The organism is Lentzea sp. NPDC058450 (genome assembly GCF_042721395.1).
GTDB lineage: Bacteria > Actinomycetota > Actinomycetes > Mycobacteriales > Pseudonocardiaceae > Lentzea.
This window is the reverse complement of sequence record NZ_JBHXLO010000012.1, coordinates 160,552-180,918: the sequence shown is the minus strand read 5'-3', so window position 1 is coordinate 180,918 and position 20,367 is coordinate 160,552. Positions and strand designations below refer to the sequence as shown.

The following is a 20,367-nucleotide window of genomic DNA, read 5'->3' as shown; positions in this document are numbered from 1 at the left end:
CGGCCATGATCGAGTCGACTCTGGTGTCGGTGGACGTGATCGTGCTGCGCTTCGATCCGGACGCGCGCGCGGTGCTCGTGGGGGTGGCACCGCGCGCGCACGAACCGTTCGCGGGCGAACTCGCCCTGCCCGGGGTGCTGCTGGGCAAGGGCGAACGCCTGCGTGACGCCACGACCAGGGCCGTCGTCGGCAAGCTCGGCCTGGCCGAGGACTCGGTGACGGCGACCGGCCAGCTCGCCACGTTCGACGAGCCGTCCCGTGACCCGCGCGGCCCGACGCTGTCGATCGCGCTGTGGGCCACGGTCACCCGCCCGCGTGAGGTGGAGGACCTGACGTGGGCGCCGCTGACCGCCGTGCCGCCGCTGGCGTTCGACCACGACCGGATCGTCGCCGACTGCCGTCCGATGTTCGCCGACAAGCTGTGGCGCGACGTGCAGTTCACCGCGGGCCTGCTGGGGCGTGAGTTCACGACCGCGCAGGCCCTCGACGTGACCGAGTCGCTGACCGGAGACCGGCCCTACCCGGCCAACCTGGGCCGCACGATGGATCGCGTGCCGGGCCTCGGCCGGACCAGCGAGCACGCGGCCGCGCTGCCCAAGGGAGGCCGGCCGCCGCTGGTGTGGAAGTGGTCCGATGCCGGCTGACGAGGAGCCCGTGGCGCGCCTTCGAGTGTGCAACGAGGGCGAGGAACTGCTGGAACTGACCCTGGAGCCGTACGGAAGTGACCACTGGTTGCTGCCTGGGGAGACCTTCGTGGTCTGGACGTTCGGATTCACGAGCGGCCGCATGTGGTCCGGGACGACACGGGGCAACGAACCGTTCGAGGTCGACTACGGATCAGGAGCGATAACGGTCCATGCGAACGGGTCCGTCAGCTACGTCACGGACGTCGACGGCAACGAGATCGAGTGCGGCCACCGACGCCCCGCCGACTAGCGCGGCAGCTCGGCCTTGAACAGCCAGCGCGTCAGCAGGTCGCGGTGCCCGGCGAGCGAGATGAAGTCCTCGGTCGTCGCCACCCCGTGCCGCTTGCGCGCACACCACTCCCGCAGCAACGCGAAGAACGAGTCGTCGCCCATCTCGCGCCGCAACGCGTGCAACGTCAACGCCCCGCGCTTGTAGACCCGGTCGTCGAACCAGTCGGCACGCGCGGGACGGCCGATGACGATGTTCTGCGGCAACCGGCGCAGCAGATCGCGTGCCGCGGCGGCGCAGGCATCCGCGGACCGGCCACCGGAAGCCTCCGACCACAGCCACTCCGAGTAGCAGGCGAAGCCCTCGTTGAGCCAGATGTGCTCCCACGCGGCGATGCCGACGGAGTTGCCGAACCACTGGTGCGCCAGCTCGTGCGCCACCAGCCGTTCCGAACCCCGGCGCCCGTCCACGTGGTTCGACCCGAACGTCGACAGGCCCTGCGCTTCGACGGGAACGTCCAGCGCGTCGTCCGTCACCACGACCGCGTACCGCGCGAACGGGTACGGCCCGAAGAGCGACGAGAACAGCTCGATCATCGCGTTCTGCCGACCGAAGTCGTGCGCCACCAGGCGCTTCAGCCGTGCCGGTGCCCACACGCCCGGCAACGCCTCGACGTACTGTCCGATCTGGACGGTCGCGAGGTAGGTCGCCATCGGCGCGGCCATCGAGTACGTCCACCGCGTCGTGCTGCCGGAGACCTTGCCGTCGACCAGCACGCCGTTGCACACCACGGTGTACGGCGAGGGCGCGGTGACCTCCAGGTGGTACGAGGCCTTCGACGACGGGTCGTCCAGGCACGGGAACCACGACGGGGCGCCGATCGGCTGCGAGGCCACGATCGACCCGTCCGTCAGCTCGTCCCAGCCGAGGTCGCCCCACTCGGGCGTCGAGATCGGGTGCGGCGTGCCGGAGTACCGGACGTCGACGGAGAACGCCCCGCGCACGGCCGCCCGCACGCGCAGCTTGCCGCCGGAGTGGAAGTACCGCACCGGACGGCCGTTCACCAGCACCTTCGAGATCCGCAGCGAGCCGAAGGACAGCTCGAACGACGACAGCGAGGTGCAGGAAGCCTGCAACACCGCGCGCCCCGAGAGGCGCGCGGAGTGCGGCTTGTAGTCAAGCTCTAGCGCGTAATGATGTACGGAGAAGGTCATGTCCACGCGGAGATCGGGTTGCCCAGCCAACGGGTTCCCGACGGTACATCCTCTCCGCGCATGACGAGCGAGGCGGGTCCGATGGTCGTGTGGTCGCCGACGGACGCACCGGGCAGCACGATGCCGTGCGGGCCCAGAGTGGATCCGGCGCCCAGCTCCACGCGGTCCATCCGCAGGATCCGGTCGTGGAACAGGTGCGTCTGCACGACGCAGCCCCGGTTCACGGTCGCCCCGGCGCCCAGCCGGACCAGGTCCGCCTCGGGCAGCCAGTACGACTCGCACCACACGCCGCGGCCCACGGAAGCGCCCAGCGAGCGCAGCCACAGGTTCATGATCGGCGTGCCGCCGGAGAACCCGATCAGCCACGGCACCGCGAGCACCTCGACGAACGTGTCCGCCAGCTCGTTGCGCCACACGAACGCCGACCACAGCGGGTACTCACGGGTCTTGAAGCGGCCCACGAGCGTCCACTTGGCGATCACGGCGACCAGGCACGCCGCCACCCCGGCACCGAGCAGCACCAGGCCGGAGGCCCAGATCCCGAACTCCTTCAACGCGAACAGGACGAGCACGACCAAAGCGACGTTCAGCATCACCGGGACGAACCGGCACAGCTCGACCAACGCCCGCGCCCACATCAGGTGCTTCGGCGGGTCGAACGTGCGCGACTGGTCCGACACCTCGGCGGCGCGCGGCAGCTTCATCGGCGGCATGCCCAGGTACGACGACCCGGCCTTGGCGCGCTTCGGAGCGGCCGACAGCACGCCGACGAGCCCGCCCTTCGGCACCGTGCGGCCCGGCGCGGTCATGCCCGAGTTGCCCAGGAACGCCCGCTTGCCCACGCGTGCGGTGGCGATGCGCAGCCAGCCGCCGCCCAGTTCGTAGGACGCGACCATGGTGTCGTCGGCCAGGAACGCGCCGTCGCCCACTCGGGTCATCTTCGGCAGCGCGACGACCGTGGAGGCCTCGACGCGGCGGCCGACCTTCATGCCCAGCAGGCGCAGCCACACCGGCGTGAACAGCGACGCGTACAGCGGGAACAGGGCCGAGCGCGCGTTGTTCATCAGGCGCTCGGTCGTCCACGCGGCCCACGCCACGCGGCTGTGCACGGGGTAGTGGCCCTCGCGCATGCCGATGCCCAGCAGCCGCACGGCGACCAGCACGATCAGCGCGTACGAGCCGAACCAGATCGCGGACGCGACCGGGACGTCCCACAGCGCCGAAGTCAGCGTGACGGGCCTGCGCAGCACGTACAGCACCGCCGGAGCAGCCGCGAGCAGCGGCAACGCGCCCAGCAGGCCGGACGAGAAGCCGTACATCAGGTTCCAGAAGCGCGAGCGGGTCGGACGACGGGACGGGAACGACCGCGCCGCCTTGCCCTCGCGCGTGGCCGGCACGCCGGACCAGCGCTGACCGGTCGGCACGGAGCCGGTGATGCCACTGCCGGGCGCGATCTCGGCCTTCTTGCCGATCCGCGCGCCGGGGAACAGCGTGCTGCGCGCGCCGATCGTCGCGCCCGCGCCGATCCGGATGCGGCCGATGCGCAACCGGTCGCCGTCGATCCACCAGCCGGACAGGTCGACCTCGGGCTCGACGGCGGCGCCGCGGCCCACCTTCAGCATGCCCGTGACGGGCGGCAACGAGTGCAGGTCGGCGCCTTCACCGATCTTCGCGCCCAGCGCCCGTGCGTAGTGCGTGACCCACGAGCCGGAAAGCTCGGTGGCGCGCGACATCTGCGCCAGCATCTCGGCGGTCCACAGTCGCAGGTGGACGGAACCACCGCGCGGGTAGGTGCCCGGCTTCACGCCGCGCAGCAGCAGCCGCGCGCCGCCCGCGGAGATCGCGAGCCGGCCGGCGGGGCTGAGGAACACGGCGAACCCGGCCGCGACCCACCACCACGACACCGACGTCCAGCCCAGGACGTTCGACAGGGCGGTGAGGGCGACGACCCAGCGGGCGCCGGCGATCGTGAGCAGCGGGACCATCAGCAGCGTCTGCACGACGCCGGTCCAGCGTGGCGTCGGCGCGACCTCGCGCACCTCGGCCTGCTCGCCGTACGACTCCAGCCTGCGGGCCAGCTTGTACAGCGTCGGGTTCTGGTAGACGTCCTGCACGGACGTGCTCGGGTAGCGCGTGCGGATCAGCGAGACCAGCTGCGCGGCCCCCAGCGAGCTGCCGCCGGAGGCGAAGAAGTTCGCGCCCTCCGACGCCGGGCCGGAGCCCAGCACGGCCGCCCACTGCTCCGCGAGCCAGCCTTCGAGGCCGCTGAACACCACACCGGCGGTGTCCATCGACTCGAGCGGCCACGGCAGCGCGGCGCGGTCGACCTTGCCGGACGTGCGCGTCGGCAGGGTGTCGACGACCGCGAGCAACGGCACGAGCGCGGCCGGGAGCTCGGTGCGGAGCCGTTCGACGGCGGCCTCCTGGTCGAACTCGCCGTCCGCGACGACGTAGCCGACGAGGATCTGGTTGCCGCCGCGCGTCGTGCGCACGGCAGCGGCGGCACCGGCGATGCCGTCGAGCGCGGCCAGCGCGGCGTCGACCTCGCCGAGCTCGATGCGGCGGCCGCCGAGCTTGATCTGCTCGTCCGCGCGGCCGAGGAAGACGAGGCCTTCCGGCTCCGCGCGGACCATGTCACCGCTGCGGTACGCGCGGTCCCAGCCCATGGAGGGCAGCGGCGCGTACTTCTGGGCGTCCTTCTCGACGTCCAGGTAGCGCGCCAGGCCGACGCCGCCGATGACCAGTTCGCCGGACTCGCCCATGGGCACGACCTCGCCCTGGGCGTCGACGACGACGAGTTCCCAGCCGTCGAGCGGCAGGCCGATGCGCACGGGACCGACACCGGTCATCTGCGCGGCGCACGCCACGACGGTCGCCTCGGTCGGGCCGTAGGTGTTCCAGACCTCGCGGCCGTCGACCGCGAGCCGTTCCGCGAGCTCGGGCGGGCAGGCCTCGCCGCCGAAGATCAGCAGCCGCACGTCGTCCAGCGCCTCGACGGGCCACAGCGCGGCCAGCGTCGGCACCGTGGACACGACGGTGATCTCCTGCTCGACCAGCCACGGGCCGAGGTCCATGCCGGTGCGCACCAGCGAGCGCGGCGCGGGCACCAGGCAGGCGCCGTAGCGCCACGCGAGCCACATCTCCTCGCAGGAGGCGTCGAACGCGACCGACAGACCCGCGAGCACGCGGTCCTCCGGTCCGATCGGCTCCTCCTGGAGGAACAGGCGCGCCTCGGCGTCGACGAACGCGGCCGCGTTGCGGTGCGTCACGGCGACGCCCTTGGGCTTGCCGGTGGACCCGGACGTGAAGATGATCCAGGCGTCGTTGTCCAGCCCTGGTTCTCCGGGAACGCCGAGCGTGGTCCCGTGCAGGACAAGGGATCGGCCCTCGCCGAGCACGGCACTCACTTGCGCCTCACCGAAAACGAGCTCGGCGCGCTCGTCCGGGTCCTCGAAGTCGACGGGCACGTAGGCGGCGCCGGCGGCGAGGGTCGCGAGGATCGAGACGTAGAGGTCGACGGTCCCGGACGGCACGCGAATGCCGACCCGGTCGCCGACCCCGACGCCCTCGGCCGCGAGCTTTTCCTTGAGTTCCAGTACTTCCGTGATCAGTGCGCGGTACGTCAGCGCGGTGGTGCCGTCGTCGACGGCCAGCGCGTTCGGGTGCTCATCAGCACTCGCGCGCAGGATGTCCAGGAGGGTGCGCGGTGTCGGCGCCTGCCCTGCGGTGAACATCGATGGGAGGACAACGGGTTCAGCCGCGATCGTCACTTCAGCGTCACTTCTCACCCTCTCGGCAACTGGTAGCCGAGCAACTTTACAGTGTTGTAACCAACTACCTCTCTTCGAAGTACCCGCCCTCACAAGTGACCTCAGTCACCGCAACACTTTCGAGTGACTTCGCCGCCTGGTGCCGCGCGAGGTTCCACTCACGCCAGTCCTTCTCGACGTTGTACGCCTTGCGGTCTTTGAGGTACCGCAACGCACACGAGCGTTCCTTCTCCGGCAACCGCACGAGCGCGGGCACGGCGTCCTCCGACAGCTGCGACAGGTAGTACGTGTCGATCTTCTGCGTGGCCTCGAACCGCGACACGTTGTAGTCGGCAACCACCCGTTCGGGGTTCATCACCACCACTGCGAGGAAGAACGCCGCACCCGTGGCCACCACAGCCTTCGGCAACCACCTGGCGCGCAACGAAACCCCGCCCGCGATCACCATCAGGTACACCACGGCCAGCCACACCTCGCACGACGCCACGAGCAACCGCAGCACCGTCCACCCGTACGCCTGCTGGTAGAACCACATGCGGCTCAACGCACTCGCCACGATGACGAGCGTGAGCGTCGCCAAGGCCCCGAGCAGAACCTTGAGCCACAACTGTTCCCGCTGCGTGTTCTTCACCGCAAACCGCGCGACACCGGCAATTACCCCGAGCGTGAGAACGGTGACCCACAGCAGCTGCCAGAAACCGGACCGCGCGTACTCGGCGAACGTCACCCCGGCCGTCTTCATGACGTAGGCCTCGCCACCGAACAGCACGGCCAGCTGCGTCCCCACGAACCCGGCGAACAGCAACACCAGCGCACCCACCGGCAGCCCGTAGTCCTTGAGCCGCAACGACCCGGGCTTTCCTTCGGAGTCCTCGTCGATCTCCGGCGGCGCCGCCACCAGGTAGCACGCCCCCAACGCCCCCAGCGCCGCAACGACTCCGTAGAACGCCATCCGGACGTACTCGCCGATCTCGAGCTCGGGAATGAGGCTCTCGAAGAAGTCGCCGAACGCCTTGTCGGCCCCGGCCAGCAACGACCCGAACACCAGCAGCAGGACCAGCGCCACGCCGACGGAGATGAACGGCCGGATCCCGACCGGCCCGCGTCGCTTGAACCCCTTGGCCACCCAAGGAATGGACCTCAGCCCACCCAGCCCGACGCCGATCGCCCCGAACACGAGCCCCTTGACCGTCCTGCCACCCGCCATGGCGATCGACCCGCACAACAACGAGGCGAGCATGCTGAGCACGAACACCCACTCCGCGGCCCGCAGGAACCCCATCGCCAGGAACGCGAGCGAGGCAGCCAGCCACAACGCCCGCTCGACGGTCGGCTTGCCGGCGTAGAACAGCACACCGCCGATGCCGACGAGACCGGCGAGGAACCAGCCGATGCCGTTGTTGGGCACGGCCAGGAACGCCCCGGCGAGGCCCGCGGCCAGTCCTGCGATCAGGGCTTTCGACGGCGCACCCGTGGTGGGCGGACGCCACCAGGGCATGAAGGGCAGGCCCGGGGTCTGCATGGCCGCGGCCGCCGCCGGGTAGCGGGGAGGGGCCTGCCAGGGCGAGGCCGGGGGCAGGGTGGCGGTGACGACCTCGGCGGGTTGCAGGGGAGGCGTGGGCACGGCGGCCGGGGTGACGGGGTCCGCGACCTTCTTGACCTCAGCCTTCTCCTCGTCCGACGGATCTTGTCGGACCTCCTGAGTAGGTTGGGTCGCGGGGGACTCCGATCCAGGGGTACCCCTGCGCGAGCCTGCCTCGGCACCTCCGCCAGGCCTGTCCGACGAAGCCGCCGCGCCCGCCGCACCCGCATCCTCCACGGGGTCCGGCGAACCCCCAGCACCCGCCGGCTCCCCGCCTCCGGCAGTCGGCCGATACCCGACCTTCCGGAAGTTCCGGTACTTCGGCCGCCTCGAACCCTTCCCAGAAGGCGTCGAGCCCGTCGAGTCACTCATGTCTCTCTCCCAAAGCCCAAACGAGGGCGTGCGTCATCACCGCACCACGGCCACCCAAGGCCGGGCACGCTCAGAAAGCCAAGGTCAACGAGGCAAAGTCACCCGGATGCACGATCCGGGGTCCACGACGGCGATCACGCCACCGTGCAGGTCCACCACCCACCGGGCGATGGCGAGTCCGAGCCCGGTCCCGCCACCGCCCGCCCTCTCCCCTCGGGTGAACCGTTCGAAGATCCGCGACCGGTCGGCCGGGGCGATACCGGGCCCCTCGTCGCGCACCTCCAGCACCACTCCGGCAGCGGACGCGTACCCCGCCACGGACACCAACCCCCCGGTGGGTCCGTGGCGGGCCGCGTTGTCCACCAGGTTCACCAACACCTGGTGCAACCGCTCCCCGTCAGCGAAAACAGTCAGATCCCCGGCAACGTCGATCGAGAAGGAAGCCGACGGCGCGGCCACCGAGGCCTCTGCCACCACGTCGGCCACCAAAGACGACACCGACAACGTCTCCCGGTTCAGAGACAAAACCCCGGCATCGATCTTCGACAGGTCCAGCAACTCCGTCACCAGCCGCCCAAGCCGTTCGGTCTGGGCCAAAGCCGTCCGCATGGTCGAGGCATCGGCCACCGCGACCCCGTCGACCACGTTCTCCAGCACCGCCTGCAACGCCGAGATCGGCGTCCGCAGCTCGTGCGACACGTTCGCGATCAGCTCACGTCGTTGCTGGTCGGCGGCGGCCAGGTCGGCGGCCATCACCGTGAAGGCCTCCGCCAGCTGCCCGACCTCGTCCGACGAGGTCGACCGCACGGTCCGCGAGTAGTCCCCGGAAGCCATGGAACGAGCGGCCGAGGTCATCTCCCGCAACGGCGAAGTCATGCCGTGCGCCAGCAACTGCGAGGTCAGCAGCCCGAGGATCAACGCCATCAGCGTCGTCTGGGCCGGCAACCACCCCGTCACGTACCGGAAGTAGGCGAACGAGACACACCCGGACACCACGATCACGATGCCGATCTTGAGCTTGATCGACCGCACCGAGTCCAACGGACGCGGCAGCATGTCGAGCAACTCCCCGAGCCGCCTCACGACGGCACCTGCCGAGGCACCTCCAGCGCGTACCCCACCCCGTGCACGGTCCGGATCAGATCGGCCCCGAGCTTGCGCCGCAACGCCTTCACGTGCGAGTCGACGGTCCGCGACGAAGCCCCCTCGTGCCATCCACAGGCCTCCGCCAGCAACCGCTCACGCGCCTGCACGGCAGAAGGACGTTCAGCCAGGAAAACCAACAGGTCGTACTCGGTAGGCGTCAGATGAGCCTCAACGCCCGCCCGCGACACACGACGCGAAGACAGGTCGATCAGCAGATCACCCAACTCCAACGCACGCGACGACACGGCACGAGACACCCGACGCAGCAGAACGTGCACACGCGCCGCCAGCTCGCGCATCGAGAACGGCTTCGTCAGGTAGTCGTCGGCCCCCACGGCGAGCCCGACCAGAAGATCGGTCTCGTCCCCGCGAGCCGTCAGCATCAACACCGGCACCGACCGCGACGCCTGGATCCGCCGGCACACCTCCAGCCCGTCGAACCCCGGCAGCATCACGTCGAGCACCACCAGGTCGGGCAGGAAGGAAAAAGCCGTGGCCACCCCGGACGGACCGTCGTGCGCGACCGCCACCTCGAACCCCTCGGCCCGCAGCCGAGCGGCCACGGACTCGGCGATCGTGATGTCGTCCTCGACGACGAGCACCCGGCGCTGACCTGTCATGACGGCGACTTTATGTGCATGTCGTGGAGGATGCCGGGACGAGTTGTGAAGATCGTGTGCAGAAAGCAGTAGGTTCGGAGCATGAACGTCCTCGAAGCGGTCCTGGAGAGGATCACCTACGCCAACGAGGACAACGGCTACACCGTCGCCAAGGTCGACACGGGCCGAGGAGACCTGGTCACGGTCGTGGGCGCGCTGCTCGGCGCCCAGCCCGGTGAGTCGATCCGGATGCGCGGCACCTGGGGTTCGCACCCGCAGTACGGCAAGCAGTTCCACGTCGACGACTACACGACGATCCTCCCCGCCACCATCCAGGGCATCCGCCGCTACCTCGGCTCCGGCCTGATCAAGGGCATCGGCCCGGTGCTCGCGGACAAGATCGTCACCCACTTCGGCGTCCAGGCGCTCGACGTCATCGAGAACGAGCCGCAGCGGCTCATCGAGGTCCCGAAGCTCGGCCCGAAGCGCACCAAGCTCATCGCCGACGCCTGGGAGGAGCAGAAGGCCATCAAGGAGGTCATGGTCTTCCTCCAGGGCGTGGGCGTCTCCACGAGCCTCGCCGTTCGCGTCTACAAGCAGTACGCGGACAAGTCGATCGACGTGGTCAAGAACGAGCCCTACCGGCTGGCGTCGGACGTGTGGGGCATCGGCTTCAAGACCGCGGACGTCATCGCCAAAGCCGTCGGCATCCCGCACGACAGCCCGCAACGGGTCAAGGCGGGCCTCCAGTTCACGCTGTCCGAGGCCACCACCGACGGCAACTGCTACCTGCCGGAACAGGCACTCATCGCGGACGCCATCAAGATCCTCCAGGTCGACACCGGCCTGGTCATCGACTGCCTCGCCGAACTGGTCGAGGAGGAGGGCGTGGTCAGGGAGGAGTTCCCGGACGACGAGATCGCCATCTACCTCGTGCCGTTCCACCGGGCCGAGATCTCGATGGCCGCCCAGCTCAAACGCCTGCTGCACACCGACGCCGACCGCATGCCGAGCTTCCAGACCGTCGACTGGGGCAAGGCGATCGCCTGGCTCGGCACCGAGCTCGAACAGCACCAGCGCGAAGCCGTGCAACTGGCCCTGACGAAGAAGGTCGCCGTGCTGACCGGCGGCCCCGGCTGCGGCAAGAGCTTCACGGTCCGCTCGATCGTGCGGCTGGCCCAGGCGAAACGGGCGAAGATCGTCCTCGCCGCCCCGACCGGCCGTGCCGCGAAACGCCTCACCGAGCTGACCGGTCACGAGGCCCGCACCGTCCACCGCCTGCTGGAGCTCAAACCGGGCGGCGACGCGGCCTACGACCGGGACCACCCGCTCGACGCCGACCTCGTGGTCGTGGACGAGGCCTCGATGCTGGACCTGTTGCTGGCCAACAAACTCGTCAAGGCCGTCCCGCCCGGCGCCCACCTGCTGCTCGTCGGCGACGTCGACCAGCTGCCGTCCGTGGGCGCGGGCGAGGTGCTCCGGGACGTGCTGGCGCAGGGCAGCCCGATCCCGAACGTCCGCCTCACCCACATCTTCCGGCAGGCCCAGGAGTCCGGCGTCGTCACGAACGCCCACCGCATCAACAGCGGCGACTACCCGATCGTCCAGGGCATGCCCGACTTCTTCCTCTTCAGCACCGACGAGGCCGAGGAGGCCGCGACGACGACCGTCGACGTCGTCGCGAACCGCATCCCGCGCAAGTTCCGGCTCGACCCGCGCAAGGACATCCAGGTCCTCGCCCCGATGCACCGCGGCCCGGCCGGCGCGGGCGCGCTCAACACGGTCCTGCAGGAGGCTCTCACGCCGTCCAGGGACAACCTGCCCGAGAAGCGCTTCGGCGGCAGGGTGTTCAAGCTGGGGGACAAGGTCACCCAGATCCGCAACAACTACGACAAGGGCAAGAACGGCGTCTTCAACGGCACTCTAGGTGTGGTCATCGCCCTCGACACCGTCGAACAGAAGCTGACCATCCGCACCGACGAGGACGAAGAGGTCGACTACGAGTTCTCCGAACTGGACGAGCTCAGCCACGCCTACGCCATGACCATCCACCGGTCGCAGGGCAGCGAGTACCCGTGCGTGGTCATCCCGATCACGACCAGCGCGTGGATGATGCTCCAGCGCAACCTGCTCTACACGGCCGTGACGCGCGCGAAGAAGCTGGTGGTCCTGGTGGGCAGCAAACGGGCCATCGGGCAGGCGGTGCGCACGGTCGGGGCGGGCCGCCGCCACACGGCGTTGGCCCACCGCCTCCGCACTACACAGACTTCAGATAGTCGGTGATCAGCCGCGCCCACGGCATCGCGGACTCCAGCGCGATCGCGTGACCGCACGGCAGGTCGGCGTACTTCGCGCCGGGGACGAGGTCGGAGACCTCCTTGCCCAGCTCGGGCGACAGCAGCTGGTCACCGGTCGCGCCGATCACCAGCGTGGGCTGCGTGACCTGCGGCAGCGCGTCCGACAGGTCGGTCCTCAGGATCAGGTCGATGTGCGCGGACGATCCCGTCGGCACGGACGCGCCGATCAGCTCGGCGAACCCTTCGGCCTGCGCGGGCGAGAGCCGGGCCAGGTACGCCTTGCTGCACATCAGGGAGAGGATGTACCGCGCCAGCGCCGCACGCGGCCCGTCGAGCAGCACCTTCCACTTGTCGATCTTCACCTTGGTCGCGGCGTCGATCTTGGTGAACGGCGTGCTCAGCACCAGTCCGCGGACCCGCTCGGGGTGCCGGACCGCCGCCGTGACGGCGACCGCGCAGCCCATCGAGTAGCCGGACACGAAGAACGACTCGTGCCCGGCCTTGACCGCGACGTCGACCAGGTCGTCGGCGAGCTGCTCGAGGTCGAGCGCTCCCGCCGCCTTGGGGGACCCGCCGGAGCCCGGCAGATCCGGTGCGATGACGGTGAAGTGCTGGGTCAGGGTTCCGAGGATCGGTCCGTAGTTGGCCTGGATGCTGCCGCCCGCGCCGTGCACGAGCAGGAGAGCCGGGCCACTGCCCTTGACGACGGTGGACAGGCCGGTCATGGGGAACCCCCGAGTTTTGTCAGTCCATGCTGCGAACGATGGTCGGCTCCAAGCCTTCGTCGTCGTCCGTGAGGGAACCGCGCCAGGGGAAGTCGAAGTGTGCGGCCTCGGTGACACCGTCGATGTAGAGATGATCCATGGCCTGGTCTCCTCAATCTTCCCAAGGTAGGTTTGTCGCGCGGGACCTCGCTGTCCGTCGAGTCGGTTTCGGCCTCACCAGCACAATAACCGCTGCGGTGCTGGGAGAAATCCTATTGATTTTCGTCACAGCGCGCCAAGTGGCCGGTTTCCCGATCCCAAGCACCGGACGGTAATCATCCGGTCGGTCGAACGGACTGGCGATGTCCGGCCGAACGGGCCATCCTCGTTGATCATGCGGACCGCCGTCGCCCTGCTCGCCTGCACAGCACTCCTGCTCGCCCCCGCGCCCGCGCCGGCGGAAGGTCCACAAGCGACATACGTGCTGCGTGTGCCTGCACCAATGGGTGATTCTGCCCAACGGTTGTTGCGCCTCGGTTACGACGTGTTGGAGCAACGTGACGGCGACGACCTGTTCGTCGTGGGCGAGAAGCAGACCGCGGACGAGCTCGCCGCGGACGGGTTCCAGGCCGCGGTCGAGACGGTGATGCCCCCGTCTCAGTGGGAGGCGCGTTCTCTGGCCGACACCACCTATTACGGCGGCTATCGGACCATCACCGCGCAGTTCGCCCATCTGAACGAAGTCGCGGCAGCGCATCCCGAACTCGCGACCGTCGTCGACTACGGCGACTCGTGGCGCAAGACGCAGGGCAGCGGCGGTTATGACTTGAAGGCCCTCTGTCTCACCCGCAAAAGCCCAGGTGATTGTGCGTTGTCGCCGAACGCGCCGAAGCCGCGTTTGTTCGTGATGGGTCAGCTGCACGCACGGGAAATCACGACCGGCGACATGGCGTACCGGTTCATCGACGACCTGGTCGCTTCAGAGCTGACGCCGATGCTGAACGACATCGAGGTCTGGGTCGTGCCGATCGCCAACCCGGACGGCGTCGAGATCGTGGAGTCCGGCGGCGACACGCCCGTCCTGCACCGCAAGAACGCCAACGGCACCTGCGCCTCCTCGCGCGGCGTCGACCTGAACCGCAACGCGGGTTCGCACTGGGGCGAGGTCGGCTCGTCCACGAACAAGTGCGCCGAGACCTACCGCGGCCCGCGCGCCGACTCCGAGGTGGAGGTCCAGGCGCTGGAGTCGTTGTGGCGCAAGCTCTACCGCGACACCCGCCTGCCCGGCGACACCGCGGCGGCGTCGGCGGACACCACCGGAGCCGTGATCTCCATGCACAGCTACGGCAACTACGTGCTCTTCCCGTGGGGCTGGAGCACGCAGAAGACCGGCAACGACGCCGCGCTGCGCAAGATGGCCCAGGACATGGCCTCGCTGTCCGGCTTCACGGCCGGCCAGCCCGGTGAGGTGCTCTACAACGCGTCCGGCGCCACCGACGACTGGGTGTACGACGACCTGGGCGTGCCCAGCTTCGTCTGGGAGATCGGCGCGGGCTCCGGCAGGTGCGGTGGCTTCCTGCCGCCGTACTCGTGCCAGAAGGACGTGCATTGGCCGAAAGTGCGCCCCATGCTCGTTTCGGCCATGAATGCAGCGAAACGCCCGTACTGACCGTTGTGGTGGCATGGGGAAACGTTTGCTCGCCACCACAGCAGCTCTGTGCCTGCTCTTCACGGGGACCGCGGTCGCCGAGCCGCGGCAGGTAGACCGCAGGATCGTCCAGGAGGGGCTGGACGAGCTCGTGGCCGTCGGGGTCGCCACCGGCACCCAGGTGCACGTGACGGACGGCCGGACCCGCTTCAGCGCGCGGTCCGGCACCGCCGAGAACACCAGCTCGCGCCCGGTGCCGCTGAACGGCCGCTTCCGCGCGGGCAGCATCACCAAGACGTTCACGTCGACCGTCGTGCTCCAGCTCGCCGGAGAGGGCAGGATCGAGCTGGACGCGCCGGTCGACCGCTACCTGCCCGGCCTCGTCGACCGCCGGATCACCGTCCGCCAGCTGCTCCAGATGACCGCCGGGCTGTTCAACTACACGAACGCGCTGAAGTTCGACCCGCAGGGCTTCGAACCGGACCGCTTCCAGAGCTGGACGCCGGAGCAGCTCGTCGCGATCTCCACGGCCCGGCCCCTCGACTTCGAGCCCGGCACGCGGTGGAACTACTCCAACACCAACTACGTCGTGCTCGGCCTGCTGATCGAGAAGACCACCGGCAGGTCGTACGAGCGGGCCGTCGAGCAGCGGGTGCTGAAGCCGTTGCGCCTCACCGAGACCAGGTTCCCCGGCGACGACGTGGAGATCCGTGGTCCGCACGCCCACTCGTACGGGATCGTGGACGGCAGGACGGTCGACACGACGCGCTTCAACCCGTCCGTCTTCTGGGCCGCCGGTGACGTCATCACGACCACCCGCGACCTCGACACGTTCTACGGCGCCCTGCTCACCGGCAAGCTGCTGAAGCCCGCCCAGCAGGCCGAGCTCACGAAGACCACGGCGGTCAGCACCGACTACGGCCTCGGCATCTTCGTCGACAAGGCCCCGTGCGGCGTCACGATCATCGGCCACACCGGCGGCGTGCCCGGCTTCGCGAGCTACGCCTACTCGACGCCGGACCTGAAGCGCCGGGTGGAGCTCTCGATCTCCGCGGGCGTCGGCACCGGGGACCCGACCCCGGCCTACGGCAAGCTGATCAACGAGATCTTCTGCTGAACGGAGCAAGGGACATCCCCGGGCTCCTGTGCGACTCGAGGTGGATGTGAACGCACGCCGCGCCTCGATTAGCTGGAGCGCATGGGGATTCGACTGACAGCAACGATCACGGCAACGAGCCTGCTGGCTCTCACCACGGCGGGCGTCGCGTCGGCGGACACGTCGCCGGGCGTCGATCGCGAGGTGATCCAGCAGGCGCTCGACCAGGTCACGCAGAGCGGTGCGGCCCTGGGCGTGCAGGCGAGGGTCACGGACGGGCGGCAGCGCTTCACCGCCGTGTCCGGCAAGGCCGAGCTGAACAGCGACAGGAAGGTGCCTGACAACGGCCGGTTCCGCGTCGGCAGCATCACCAAGACGTTCGTCGCGACGGTGGTGCTCCAACTCGTGGGGGAGGGCAAGGTCGACCTGGACGCACCCGTCGTCCGCTACCTGCCCGGCCTGGTCGACGACCGCATCACCGTCCGCCAGGTCCTGCAGCACACGAGCGGCCTCTACAACTACACGCAGGCGCTGCCGCTCGACCCGGACGCGTTCGAGCAGATCCGCTACAAGCACTGGGAACCCGCCGAGCTCCTCGCGCTGGCCACGAGCAAGCCGCTGGACTTCGACCCCGGCACGCAGTGGAACTACTCCAACACCAACTACGTCGTCGCCGGGCTGCTCGTCGAGAAGATCACCGGCAGGCCCTACGAGAAGGCGGTGGAACAACGCGTCCTGAAGCCGTTGCGCCTGAACGACACCGAGGTGCCCGGCGACAAGGCGGCCATCAGCGGCCCGCACGCGAAGGCGTACTGGGTGGTGGCCGGACAGCCGTCCGAGATCACCAGGATGAACCCGTCGGTCGCCTGGGCGGCCGGTGAGATGATCTCCACGACCCGCGACCTCGACACGTTCGTCGACGCGCTGGCCGACGGCAAGCTGCTGAAGCCCGCGCAGCAGAAGGAACTCAGCAAGACCACCGCGGTGAGCCCTGGGTACGGCCTCGGTCTCCAGGTCGAGACCCTGCCGTGCGGTGCGACGGTGTGGGGCCACGGCGGTGGCATCCCCGGCTACTCGTCGCAGCTGCTGACCTCGCCGGACACCAAGCAACGCTTCGAGCTCAACGCGACCAGCGGCCCGACCCAGGGCGACCCCGGCGAGGCCTTCAACCGGATCCTCACCGAGGTCTTCTGCTGACCATGAGACTGATCGCCGCACTCACCGCCGCCACGCTGCTGGCCACCGCCGGCACCGCGGCGGCGGCACCACCCGAGCACGAGGCCGTGCAACGGACCATCGACGAGCTGACGAAGTCCGGTGGCGCGCTGGGCATCCAGGTCCGCATCGACGGCCGCGACACGCTCCGGTCGGGGTTCGCCGAACGCGGTTCGAGCAAACCCGTGCCGCACAACGGAACCTTCCGCATCGGCAGCGTCACCAAGCCGTTCGTGTCGACCGTGGTGCTTCAGCTCGCAGGAGAGGGGAGGCTCGACCTGGACGCGCCGGTCGTCCGCCACCTGCCCGGCCTGGTCGACGCCCGCATCACCGTCCGCCAGCTGCTGCAGCACACCAGCGGCCTCTACGACCACACCGAAGCCCTGCCGCTCGACCCCGCCGGGTTCCACTCGATCCGCTTCAGGACGTGGACCCAGCAGGAACTCGTGGACATCGCCACCAGCCGCCCGTTGCTCTTCGAACCGGGCGCGGGGCAGAGCTACTCCAACACGGGTTACATCGTGCTGGGCATGCTGATCGAGAAGCTGACCGGACGGCCGTACCAGCACGCCGTCGAGCAGCGCATCCTGAAGCCGTTGCGGCTCAAGGACACCGTGCTGCCACGCACCACTGTGGACATCCCCGGACGGCATGCGCACGGCTACTACCCGGACGCCGCGGGCAACGTCATCGACGTCACGCGCCTCAACCCGTCGTGGGGAGGGGCGGCGGGGGAGATGATCTCGACGACCCGCGACCTCGACACGTTCCTGGCCGCGCTGCTCGCCGGAAAGCTGCTGAAACCCGCCCAGCAAAGGGAACTGACGCGCACCACGGCCGTCAGCCCCGGCTACGGCCTGGGCCTCTCGGTGGTGAAGCTGGCGTGCGGCACCACGATCTACGGCCACGACGGCTCGATCCACGGGTTCGCGTCGTTGATGCTCGGCTCGCCGGACGGCAAGCGCTTCGAGCTGTCCGTCACCGACAACGGCAGCAACGCCGAACCCGGCGATGCCTACCGCAAGTTGATGGACCAGCACTTCTGCTGATCCCGGGCAAAACAAAAGGGGAGCTGGGTTGACCCAGCTCCCCTCCCGGCGTTTATGAAGATCAGCCGAGGCCGTTCTTCATCGCTTTCACCAACTCACCGTTCGAGGTGTCTCCGGACATCTCCCAGAAGAAGGCGCCACCGAGACCCTGGCCGTTCGCCCAGCTCATCTTGCTGCCGATGGTGGCCGGGGTGTCGTAGCTCCACCACTGGTCGCCACACTTGGCGTAGGCCGTGCCCGCGACGGTGCCCGTGGCCGGGCAGGACGTCTTGAGCACCTTGTAGTCCTGGATGCCCGGCTCGATGCCCGGCGCGGGGCCGGTCGCCGTGCCGCCAGGAGCAGCCTGCGAAACGCCCGACCAGCCGCGGCCGTAGAAGCCGATGCCGAGCAGGAGCTTCTTGGACGGAACGCCCTTGCCCTTGAGCTTCTGGATCGCCGCGTCGGAGTAGAAGCCCGCGGTCGGGATGCCGGCGTAGTTCGTCAGCGGGGAGTGCGGGGCCGTCGGGCCCTGCGCCGCCCAGGCGCCGAAGTAGTCGTACGTCATGACGTTGTACCAGTCGACGTACTGCGCGGCACCGGCGTAGTCAGCGGCGTCGATCTTGCCGCCGTTGGTGCCGTCGGCCGTGATGGCCGAGGTGACCAGGTAGTTCTGGCCGAACTTCTGGCGCAGCTTCTGCATCAGCAGGCGGTAGGAGTCGAAACCGCTCGTGTCGCAGGTGAGACCACAGGCGTTCGGGTACTCCCAGTCGATGTCGATGCCGTCGAACAGGTTCGCCCAGCGCGGGTCCTCGAGCAGCGAGTAGCAGGAGTCAGCGAACGTCTGACGCGAGGACTCGGAGGCCGCCGCCTGAGCGAAGCCACCGGACCAGGTCCAGCCACCGAACGAGTACAGCACCTTGATGTGCGGGTACTTCTTCTTCAGCTTCAGCAGCTGGTTGAAGGCACCGCGAACCGGCGCGTCCCACACGTCAGCAACGCCGTCGACCGACTCGGCCGCCGTGTACGACTTCTCGATCGCCGGGAACGACTCACCGATCACACAACGGCCGTTCGTCACGTTGCCGAACGAGTAGTTGATGTGCGTGATGTTCGCGGCCGTGCCGGAGGTGTCCATGTTCTTCGGCAGGTAGTTCTTGGCGGGGTAGGTGCCCCACTCGGTGAAGTAACCGAGGTTGATCTTGCCGCCAGGCTGAGGACCACCGGTCGTGGTCGTCGTCGTGGTGGTCGTGGTGGTGGTAGTCGTCGTGGTCGACGTCGTCGTGGTGGTCGTCGGGTTCGTCCCGCCGGCCTCACACGAGCCACCGTTGAGCTTGCAGTTGGTCGGCGCACCGAACGTGCCGGTGTAGGAGCCGTTGAAGCCGAAGCTCACCGACCCGCCGACACCGATGTTGCCGTTCCAGGTGTTCTTGACCGTGACGGTCTGACCGCTCGTGGTGTACGAGCCGTCCCACAGCGAGGTGACCTTGTGGTTCGCCGGCATGGTGAACTCGACGGTCCACGACGTCAGAGCCGCCGCGCTGTTGTTCTTGATCGTGTACTTGCCCTCGAAGCCCGTTCCCCAGTCCGAACCCTTGGAGAACGTGGCGGAAACGCCACCGGCGCCGCTAGCAGCGGGCACGACGACGATTCCGAGGACCAACGCGGACAGGGCCGCGAAGAGAGCAGCTAGATGCCATCGGAACTTGGACATCGGTCTCCTCAGTCGCAGGGGTACCGGAACGATGTGGTTTAGACCACTCGAAGGTCAAGGTCTAGACCTCTGCCGTCACTCGAACGGAGCAGTCCGAAAACGGTTTAGTAAGTCCGGCCTGTCTTGTTTCGGTCTATTTGGTTAACCATTGGAGGGGTTCCGAGACGACAACCCTTCGGGCGGACTTCGGCCCAGGTGACTGCACACAGAGGACGGTCGGCCCTAGCTTCGTTCCATGCCAAAGCGTTTCTCCACGGCACGCGGCCGCGAGTTCGGCGACGCCCTTCGTGCGGCGTTGGCCGCAACGGGCATGACCGCGCGCGAGATCTGCGAGAAGATCGACTGGGACCCCGGCAAGCTCTCGGATCTGATGAACGGCAAGGGCGGCTGCACCGAGATCGACGTGGCCATCCTGCTCAGCTTCTGCCGCATCGCGCCGGAGGAGCGCGACCACTTGCTGCATCTGTTCCGCCAGACCGACGCCAAGGACTGGTGGCAGCACCACGGCGCGACGCAGCCGATCCGCCCGCGGACCTTCATCGAGCACCTTCGAAAGGCCAAGAAGTTCATCGGCTGGTCGCCCCTGGCCGTGTCGGGCCTCCTCCAGATCCCGGACTACACGCGAGCCGTGTGTCTCGCCGCCGGCAAGAGCAAGCCGGAGGAGATCGAAGAACGGGTCGCCATCCGGCAGAACATGCAGGAGGTGTTCCGGCAGCGCCTTGACTGCGTGTTCTACCTCCACGAACAGGTCTTGCTGCTGCCTGTCGGCGGCCACAGCGTGCTGCGTGCGCAGCTGCACCATCTGCTGGAGATGTGGGTGCGCCCGTACATCGACATCAGGGTCGTGCCCACCGAAGCTGGTGCCCACGCGGGGCTTGCCGGGGCGTTCACGATGATGGAGTTCGACCGGATCGAACCGGTCGTCTTCGTGGAGGCCGAGAACTCCAGCCTCATCATCGAGGCTCCGATCGCCGTCGAGGGCTATAGCGAGGTGCTGAAGTCCCTCGAAAAGATCGCTTTGGGTGCGGAAGAATCCAGGAGGAGGATCTCCCAACACGCGACCTGATGAA

General features: G+C 68.6%; 15 protein-coding genes. 8 read left to right on the top strand and 7 right to left on the bottom strand.

Going from position 1 to position 20,367, the window contains the following annotated elements; translation table 11 throughout:
• The first annotated feature begins 5 nt into the window (after positions 1–5).
• Together ACFWNN_RS20540 and ACFWNN_RS20535 are read left to right on the top strand one after the other, a co-directional pair.
• Positions 6–644, top strand: coding sequence for an NUDIX hydrolase (locus ACFWNN_RS20540; RefSeq protein WP_382441512.1), 639 nt, complete (start codon positions 6–8; stop codon positions 642–644).
• Positions 634–936 (top strand): hypothetical protein, encoded by a 303-nt coding sequence (locus ACFWNN_RS20535; RefSeq protein ID WP_382441511.1) that lies wholly within the window; start codon positions 634–636, stop codon positions 934–936. Before ACFWNN_RS20540 ends, ACFWNN_RS20535 begins: the two co-directional genes overlap by 11 nt.
• On the opposite strand, the gene ACFWNN_RS20530 is transcribed toward ACFWNN_RS20535, so the two are convergent.
• The 5 genes from ACFWNN_RS20530 to ACFWNN_RS20510 all read right to left on the bottom strand — a co-directional run bounded on the left by ACFWNN_RS20530 (position 933) and on the right by ACFWNN_RS20510 (position 9,619).
• Complete coding sequence (locus ACFWNN_RS20530; protein ID WP_382441510.1) at positions 933–2,129, bottom strand: M1 family metallopeptidase; 1,197 nt, start codon at positions 2,127–2,129, stop codon at positions 933–935. The two genes, ACFWNN_RS20535 and ACFWNN_RS20530, sit on opposite strands and share 4 nt — an antisense overlap.
• The gene (locus tag ACFWNN_RS20525; RefSeq protein WP_382441509.1) at positions 2,126–5,863 is read right to left on the bottom strand and encodes a Pls/PosA family non-ribosomal peptide synthetase; all 3,738 of its coding nucleotides are present in this window, start codon (positions 5,861–5,863) and stop codon (positions 2,126–2,128) included. The genes ACFWNN_RS20530 and ACFWNN_RS20525 overlap by 4 nt, the downstream gene beginning before the upstream one ends.
• A 100-nt stretch (positions 5,864–5,963) precedes the next feature.
• The gene (locus ACFWNN_RS20520; RefSeq protein ID WP_382441508.1) at positions 5,964–7,523 is read right to left on the bottom strand and encodes a DUF4153 domain-containing protein; all 1,560 of its coding nucleotides are present in this window, start codon (positions 7,521–7,523) and stop codon (positions 5,964–5,966) included.
• Between the two features lie 414 nt (positions 7,524–7,937).
• Positions 7,938–8,909 carry an ATP-binding protein gene (locus ACFWNN_RS20515; protein ID WP_382441558.1) on the bottom strand — a complete coding sequence of 324 codons (972 nt, stop codon included), beginning with the start codon at positions 8,907–8,909 and terminating at the stop codon, positions 7,938–7,940.
• Between the two features lie 23 nt (positions 8,910–8,932).
• The gene (locus ACFWNN_RS20510; RefSeq protein ID WP_382441507.1) at positions 8,933–9,619 is read right to left on the bottom strand and encodes a response regulator transcription factor; all 687 of its coding nucleotides are present in this window, start codon (positions 9,617–9,619) and stop codon (positions 8,933–8,935) included.
• Positions 9,620–9,700: 81 nt separating this feature from the next.
• Here ACFWNN_RS20510 and ACFWNN_RS20505 point away from each other — a divergent pair, with 81 nt between their 5' ends.
• A complete protein-coding gene (locus ACFWNN_RS20505; RefSeq protein ID WP_382441506.1) occupies positions 9,701–11,881 on the top strand; it encodes an ATP-dependent RecD-like DNA helicase in 2,181 nt (726 codons plus the stop codon).
• Here ACFWNN_RS20505 and ACFWNN_RS20500 read toward each other — a convergent pair.
• Positions 11,856–12,620, bottom strand: a complete 765-nt coding sequence (locus tag ACFWNN_RS20500; RefSeq protein WP_382441505.1) for an alpha/beta fold hydrolase — start codon at positions 12,618–12,620, stop codon at positions 11,856–11,858. The two genes, ACFWNN_RS20505 and ACFWNN_RS20500, sit on opposite strands and share 26 nt — an antisense overlap.
• A gap of 523 nt (positions 12,621–13,143) precedes the next feature.
• On the opposite strand from ACFWNN_RS20500, the gene ACFWNN_RS20495 reads away from it, so the two are divergent.
• The 4 genes from ACFWNN_RS20495 (at position 13,144) to ACFWNN_RS20480 (ending at position 17,607) form a co-directional block, all read left to right on the top strand.
• On the top strand, positions 13,144–14,268 hold the full coding sequence (locus ACFWNN_RS20495; RefSeq protein WP_382441504.1) for a M14 family zinc carboxypeptidase: 1,125 nt from the start codon (positions 13,144–13,146) through the stop codon (positions 14,266–14,268).
• A 13-nt stretch (positions 14,269–14,281) separates the two neighbouring features.
• Positions 14,282–15,364: a serine hydrolase domain-containing protein gene (locus ACFWNN_RS20490; RefSeq protein ID WP_382441503.1), complete on the top strand. Its 1,083-nt coding sequence runs from the start codon at positions 14,282–14,284 to the stop codon at positions 15,362–15,364.
• Positions 15,365–15,445: 81 nt separating this feature from the next.
• Positions 15,446–16,540: a serine hydrolase domain-containing protein gene (locus ACFWNN_RS20485; protein ID WP_382441502.1), complete on the top strand. Its 1,095-nt coding sequence runs from the start codon at positions 15,446–15,448 to the stop codon at positions 16,538–16,540.
• A gap of 2 nt (positions 16,541–16,542) precedes the next feature.
• Entirely contained in the window at positions 16,543–17,607 is a 1,065-nt protein-coding gene (locus ACFWNN_RS20480) for a serine hydrolase domain-containing protein (RefSeq protein WP_382441501.1), read from the top strand.
• Between the two features lie 61 nt (positions 17,608–17,668).
• Here the strand turns inward: ACFWNN_RS20480 and ACFWNN_RS20475 are convergent, their stop codons facing one another.
• Positions 17,669–19,297: a glycosyl hydrolase family 18 protein gene (locus ACFWNN_RS20475; protein ID WP_382441500.1), complete on the bottom strand. Its 1,629-nt coding sequence runs from the start codon at positions 19,295–19,297 to the stop codon at positions 17,669–17,671.
• Between the two features lie 235 nt (positions 19,298–19,532).
• Here ACFWNN_RS20475 and ACFWNN_RS20470 point away from each other — a divergent pair, with 235 nt between their 5' ends.
• Positions 19,533–20,363 carry a helix-turn-helix domain-containing protein gene (locus ACFWNN_RS20470; protein ID WP_382441499.1) on the top strand — a complete coding sequence of 277 codons (831 nt, stop codon included), beginning with the start codon at positions 19,533–19,535 and terminating at the stop codon, positions 20,361–20,363.
• Positions 20,364–20,367 lie beyond the last annotated feature (4 nt).

Excerpts from the sequence above, each read along its gene's own strand:
- ACFWNN_RS20500 (WP_382441505.1), bottom strand. The coding sequence starts at position 12,620 with ATGACCGGCCTGTCCACCGTCGTCAAGGGCAGTGGCCCGGCTCTCCTG.
- ACFWNN_RS20470 (WP_382441499.1), top strand. The coding sequence starts at position 19,533 with ATGCCAAAGCGTTTCTCCACGGCACGCGGCCGCGAGTTCGGCGACGCC.
- ACFWNN_RS20510 (WP_382441507.1), bottom strand. The coding sequence starts at position 9,619 with ATGACAGGTCAGCGCCGGGTGCTCGTCGTCGAGGACGACATCACGATC.
- ACFWNN_RS20530 (WP_382441510.1), bottom strand. The coding sequence starts at position 2,129 with ATGACCTTCTCCGTACATCATTACGCGCTAGAGCTTGACTACAAGCCG.
- ACFWNN_RS20540 (WP_382441512.1), top strand. The coding sequence starts at position 6 with ATGATCGAGTCGACTCTGGTGTCGGTGGACGTGATCGTGCTGCGCTTC.
- ACFWNN_RS20480 (WP_382441501.1), top strand. The coding sequence starts at position 16,543 with ATGAGACTGATCGCCGCACTCACCGCCGCCACGCTGCTGGCCACCGCC.
- ACFWNN_RS20505 (WP_382441506.1), top strand. The coding sequence starts at position 9,701 with ATGAACGTCCTCGAAGCGGTCCTGGAGAGGATCACCTACGCCAACGAG.
- ACFWNN_RS20515 (WP_382441558.1), bottom strand. The coding sequence starts at position 8,909 with ATGCTGCCGCGTCCGTTGGACTCGGTGCGGTCGATCAAGCTCAAGATC.
- ACFWNN_RS20485 (WP_382441502.1), top strand. The coding sequence starts at position 15,446 with ATGGGGATTCGACTGACAGCAACGATCACGGCAACGAGCCTGCTGGCT.
- ACFWNN_RS20535 (WP_382441511.1), top strand. The coding sequence starts at position 634 with ATGCCGGCTGACGAGGAGCCCGTGGCGCGCCTTCGAGTGTGCAACGAG.
- ACFWNN_RS20475 (WP_382441500.1), bottom strand. The coding sequence starts at position 19,297 with ATGTCCAAGTTCCGATGGCATCTAGCTGCTCTCTTCGCGGCCCTGTCC.
- ACFWNN_RS20525 (WP_382441509.1), bottom strand. The coding sequence starts at position 5,863 with ATGTTCACCGCAGGGCAGGCGCCGACACCGCGCACCCTCCTGGACATC.
- ACFWNN_RS20490 (WP_382441503.1), top strand. The coding sequence starts at position 14,282 with ATGGGGAAACGTTTGCTCGCCACCACAGCAGCTCTGTGCCTGCTCTTC.